Genomic DNA, 5,407 nt, shown 5'->3' on the forward strand with positions numbered 1-5,407 from the left:
GCGGCTTCAGCCTGTACCGGTGCGTTGGTCTGCACTGCTGGTGCTGCGGCTTCAGTCTGTACCGGTGCGTCAGCCTGCACTGCTGGTGCAGCGTCTTCAGTCTGTACCGGTGCTTCAGCCTGCGCTGCTGGTACTGCGGCTTCAGCCTGTACCGGTGCTTCAGTTTGCGCTGCTGGTACTGCGGCTTCAGCCTGTACCGGTGCTTCAGTTTGCGCTGCTGGTACTGCGGCTTCAGCCTGTACCGGTGCGTCAATCTGTGCTGCCGGTGCTACGGTTTCAGCCTGTGCCGAGACGGCAGCGGGTTCATCGCGACCGGCAACTGGCGCATGCGGTTCGGAAACCACAACGGGTTCAGTCGTGGCTTCTGGCGCATTAAGCACTTCCGCAACCTGCTGCTCTGTCTGCTCGCTAACGTCGGCGGCGAAAGCACGATCGGCCTCCGCTTCACCTTCGCTTTCAGCCGGTTCAGCCGCAGGGAAGGCAGCCTGAGCAACCTCTTTCGCAACGTCTTCATCGGCGGCAGAGACAACAGAAGGTTCTTCATTCACCGCTGCAGCAATGGCCGCATTGTCGGTGATTTCCATGGGCGCTACGGCCGCGATTTCAGCCGCTGTGGCCGGCGTGACGGACTGCGGCTCAACGATATGTACCGGCGCTTCGTCTTTCACATCTTGCGGCAGACTTTCAGCGGCCGCGACGGCAACGGCAGCGGCCGCTTCTTCGTGACCGTAGTCCGGTACAACGGACTGCTCAATCTCATGGCTATCAGAGACATGCGCAACCGGATAGGAGACCCACACCTTACCCGAAGCCATTTCCGGTGACGCGGCAGCAAAGGTCAGCGGCATCGGCGACTGGTTCGGATAGCGCTCATCGCGGTAGCGGCGACGACGCTGACCACTAACACGCAGATGGCGTGGCGAACGACGTGAACGACGCGGCATGCTGTTATTGTCGCGTTCTTCCTCGTCTGCTTCCACGATATCCACTGCTTCGGTCAGTGCAGGCTGCGGTTCTTCAGTCGGGGCCGCTTCTTCCGGTGCGAAAGAGCGGGCCGCGGTCTGCTCGGCCGTCTCAATACGAACTTTCTGGCTTAGCTGGCGCGGCTGACGACGCGGCATTACCTGAACCTGCTGCTCTTCACCCTGTTCGTCGACGGCGGTGGCTTCTGCTACCGGTGCGCTTTCAACCGTTTCTTCCTGTGCGGCCAGACGTTTTTCATCCTGACGACGCTTGCGCTCGGCACGCTGTTCGCGACGTTGCTGCTGCTGATCTTCACGCTGCTGGCTACGACCTTCTTCATCGACCGGCACGTCGTCTTGCGGCGCAGCATTGCGCTTGCTGCGGCGGTTTTCTTCGCGAGCTTCTGCCTGTGGATCGCTGTCGCGCACCATACGTTCGTTACGATTGCTATTACGATTGTTACGATCGCCATTGCGGTCATTACGTTCGCCGTTGCGGTCGTTACGTTCGCCGTTGCGGTCATTACGCTCGCCGTTGCGGTCGTTACGTTCGCCGTTGCGGTCATTACGTTCACCGTTGCGCTCGTTACGGTCGCCATTACGGTCGTTACGTTCACCGTTGCGCTCGTTACGGTCGCCACGTTCGCTCCGATCGCCGTAACGATCGCCATTATTACGATCGCGACGATTATTCTGACGGCGATTGTTACGACGTTCACTGCGCGGCGGGGTAGCTTCCGGCGCTTTCTCTTCTTCTTCTTCCACTACGGCGGCAGGCTGAGGCTGTTCAACCGGCTTCTCTTCAGCGGCGAACATTTTCTTCAGGCCACGCAGGAAGCGGCCAACCAGACCGGGTTCGTTAGCGGCAGGGGCTGTGGCCGGCTGAGAGACAGCAGCTGGCGCAACAGGCGCTTCCGGCTCGGGCTCGTGTGGTGCTGGCGGTGCATCCGGCATCACGAAAGCGGCCAGAGCAGGTTGCTCAGGGCGTTTGCGCTCGGCGTGTTCTTCTTCAGAAGGCAGCGCCATCTCGGCTTCATGCAGCTTTGGCAGATGATAGCTGAGCGTCTGCGTCTCTTCGCCGCTGCGCACGCGCAGCACGGAATAATGCGGAGTTTGCATCTGATCGTTAGGCACGATGATCGCGCGCACACCACCCTGGCGTTTTTCGATGGCGCTCACCGCTTCACGTTTTTCATTCAGCAGATAAGATGCAATCTGTACCGGAACGATCGCGTGAACTTCTTTGGTGTTCTCTTTCAGCGCTTCTTCTTCAATCAGACGCAGAATAGAGAGCGACAGCGATTCGTTATCACGGATGGTGCCGGTGCCGCTACAGCGAGGGCAGACGTGATGACTGGATTCGCCCAGCGACGGGCTGAGGCGCTGACGCGACATCTCAAGCAGGCCGAAACGGGAGATATGGCTAATCTGGATACGAGCACGATCCTGACGCACGGCCTCACGCAGGCGGTTTTCTACCGCGCGCTGATGGCGAACCGGCGTCATATCGATAAAGTCGATAACAATCAGGCCGCCCAGATCACGCAGGCGCAGCTGGCGGGCAATTTCATCTGCCGCTTCCAGGTTGGTATTGAAGGCCGTTTCTTCGATATCACCGCCGCGGGTCGCGCGTGCGGAGTTAATATCGATGGCGGTCAGCGCTTCAGTGGAATCGATAACGATAGAGCCGCCGGAAGGCAGACGCACTTCACGCTGGAAGGCCGACTCAATTTGCGATTCGATTTGGTAATGGCTGAACAGCGGGATTTCGCCGGTGTAAAGCTTAATTTTGCTACTGAAATCAGGACGACCCAGTGCGGCGATATGCTGGCGAGCCAGCTCCAGCACTTTCGGGTTATCGATAAGGATTTCGCCGATATCCTGACGCAAATAGTCACGGAAAGCGCGAACGATAACGTTACTTTCCTGATGGATCAGGAAAGGAGCAGGGCGGCTGTCAGCGGCCTTTTTAATGGCTTCCCAATGTTTCATGCGGAAGCTCAGGTCCCACTGCAGCGCTTCGGCGGACTTGCCAACGCCTGCGGTACGTACGATCAGACCCATGCCTTCCGGTAAATCCAGTGCGGAAAGCGCTTCTTTCAGCTCGGTACGGTCATCGCCTTCGATACGGCGTGAAATACCGCCCGCGCGCGGATTGTTCGGCATCAGAACCAGATAACTGCCGGCCAGGCTGATAAAGGTGGTCAGCGCCGCGCCTTTATTGCCACGCTCTTCTTTATCGATCTGAACAATAACTTCCTGACCTTCACGCAGCACGTCTTTGATATTAGGACGGCCATGAGAGGAGTAGTTGCTGGGAAAGTTTTCGCGGGAGATTTCTTTCAGAGGGAGAAAACCGTGTCTCTCAGCGCCGTAATCAACGAAGGCGGCTTCAAGGCTGGGTTCGATGCGGGTAATTTTACCTTTATAGATATTGGCTTTTTTCTGTTCGTGTCCTGGGCTTTCGATATCCAGATCGTACAGACGCTGTCCGTCTACAAGGGCGACACGCAACTCCTCCTGTTGAGTTGCGTTGATCAACATTCTTTTCATCGTAACTTACTCATTATTCTTACATTAGTGACAAAGCTACGGGCATAGTAACGCTGGACGCGTCAAACCGATGGCCCCGTGTCTCATCGCAAAGCCGTCAACCTCCCGGTTGTCGCCAGCTCAAGGGGCGCAAATCTCGGTAGCCTGTTTTTCAACTGGAAAAACAGCGCGTTTATAAAGAGGGAGAACCACCAGTGGTAACCAGAGTGAACCTGTCCCGTCTTGTCGTCCAGGCTGCAACCCGCAGCCCGCTAAATGCCTGATTGCACAATACGTCTTACGCCATTGCTGCGTGTATGTACGATCCGGCAAAATTTCTTATAACGCTATTCTCTTGTTTCACATGCGTTGAGCCAGTAAAACGGAATCATTATTCCACTGCTAAGCTTGTGATAGCAAGGTGACTTTTCCCGCTCTGCGAAGTTTATTCCAGCTTTTAAAACGATTTGCAGTGCTTTTCAGCAAATCGCCGAAAAAACAGGCATAAACCTGCGGCGACAGAGGTCACTTTCAGTTAAGCACAGAAAAAGAAGTGGCGCTATGCTGACGCTCTATTTAGAATCGCCCACCATGAAAACCAATACTCCAGCAGTTCAAATTGTGACTATCGCCGCCGATGACGCGGGGCAGCGCATCGATAACTTTTTACGCACCCAGCTGAAAGGTGTGCCAAAAAGTATGATTTACCGGATTTTGCGTAAAGGCGAAGTCCGCGTAAATAAAGGACGCATTAAGCCAGAATACAAGCTGCAGCCGGGGGATGAAGTGCGTATTCCACCGGTTCGGGTCGCAGAACGCGAAGAAGCGGCCGTTTCGCCAAAGCTGGATAAGGTTGCCGCTCTGGCTAACGCAATCGTTTATGAAGACGATTATATTCTGGTAATGAATAAGCCTTCAGGGACGGCGGTTCACGGCGGCAGCGGGCTAAGCTTCGGCGTGATCGAGGGGCTGCGGGCGCTGCGTCCGGAAGCTCGTTTTCTGGAGCTGGTACACCGTCTTGACCGCGATACCTCCGGTATCCTGCTGGTAGCAAAAAAACGTTCCGCGCTGCGTTCGCTGCATGAACAGCTGCGTGAAAAGGGGATGCAGAAAGATTATCTGGCGCTGGTACGCGGCTCGTGGCCTTCGCACGTGAAAGCGGTTCAGGCCCCGCTGCTGAAAAATATTTTGCAAAGCGGTGAGCGCGTGGTACGGGTGAGTAGTGAAGGGAAACCTTCTGAAACGCGTTTTAAAGTCGAAGAGCGTTATGAAAAAGCGACGCTGGTTAAAGCCAGCCCCATCACTGGCCGTACGCACCAGATTCGCGTGCATACGCTGCACGCGGGCCATCCTATTGCTTTCGACGATCGCTATGGTGAAAGAGACTTCGATGCTCAGCTGGCAGGAACAGGCCTGAAAAGGTTATTCCTGCACGCCGCCGCGCTTAAGTTCACCCATCCGAATACCGGGGAAGTGATGCGCGTGGAAGCGCCTCTGGATGAGGAACTGAAGCATTGCCTGGCAGTTTTGCGTAAAACGTCGACGGGTAAATAAAACATAACTTCACCGCTAATAACCGGCTGCTGAGAATGCGACAGAGCGGGGGCGGATAACCTTTGGTGCAGGGAGGTGCCAAACGAGGCGACAGTGCCAGAGTACAGGTCGTCTCTGTTTCGGTCGGCCTCTGTGGTTGCTCACCCCCAGCGGGCAGGCTCTTATTGGCCGGTCAGGTCATAATGGCGATTTACTTCAGCGGTAAAGCGGCCTGAGTCATGAGAGCCTTATATCGCGCGACCAGTATGCATTATCCCAATGGATCCATTCCCGCCTCACGCAGCATTCCACACAGCGCAATCAACGGCAAGCCGACCAGTGTATTGGGATCGCGGCCCGTCAACCTGTCGCATAGCGTA

General features: G+C 56.0%; 2 protein-coding genes and 1 pseudogene. 1 reads left to right on the forward strand and 2 read right to left on the reverse strand.

Annotated features, from left to right (window positions below; all coding sequences use genetic code 11):
* Positions 1–3,515, reverse strand: a 3,515-nt coding sequence (rne, locus tag RTK32_RS13205; RefSeq protein WP_312044653.1) for a ribonuclease E, incomplete at its 3' end; no start/stop codon positions are given.
* 570 nt (positions 3,516–4,085) lie between these two features.
* On the opposite strand from rne, the gene rluC reads away from it, so the two are divergent.
* Positions 4,086–5,048, forward strand: coding sequence for a 23S rRNA pseudouridine(955/2504/2580) synthase RluC (rluC, locus tag RTK32_RS13210; RefSeq protein ID WP_312044657.1), 963 nt, complete (start codon positions 4,086–4,088; stop codon positions 5,046–5,048).
* A gap of 250 nt (positions 5,049–5,298) precedes the next feature.
* Here rluC and RTK32_RS13215 read toward each other — a convergent pair.
* A pseudogene (locus RTK32_RS13215) lies at positions 5,299–5,407 on the reverse strand (septum formation inhibitor Maf); the annotation flags it as partial.

Source organism: Erwinia sp., from assembly GCF_031978025.1.
In the GTDB taxonomy this organism is placed as follows: Bacteria; Pseudomonadota; Gammaproteobacteria; order Enterobacterales; family Enterobacteriaceae; genus Erwinia.

What these genes read in the sequence shown, in the direction of transcription:
- rluC (WP_312044657.1), top strand. Translation starts at nt 4,086, where the DNA reads ATGAAAACCAATACTCCAGCAGTTCAAATTGTGACTATCGCCGCCGAT.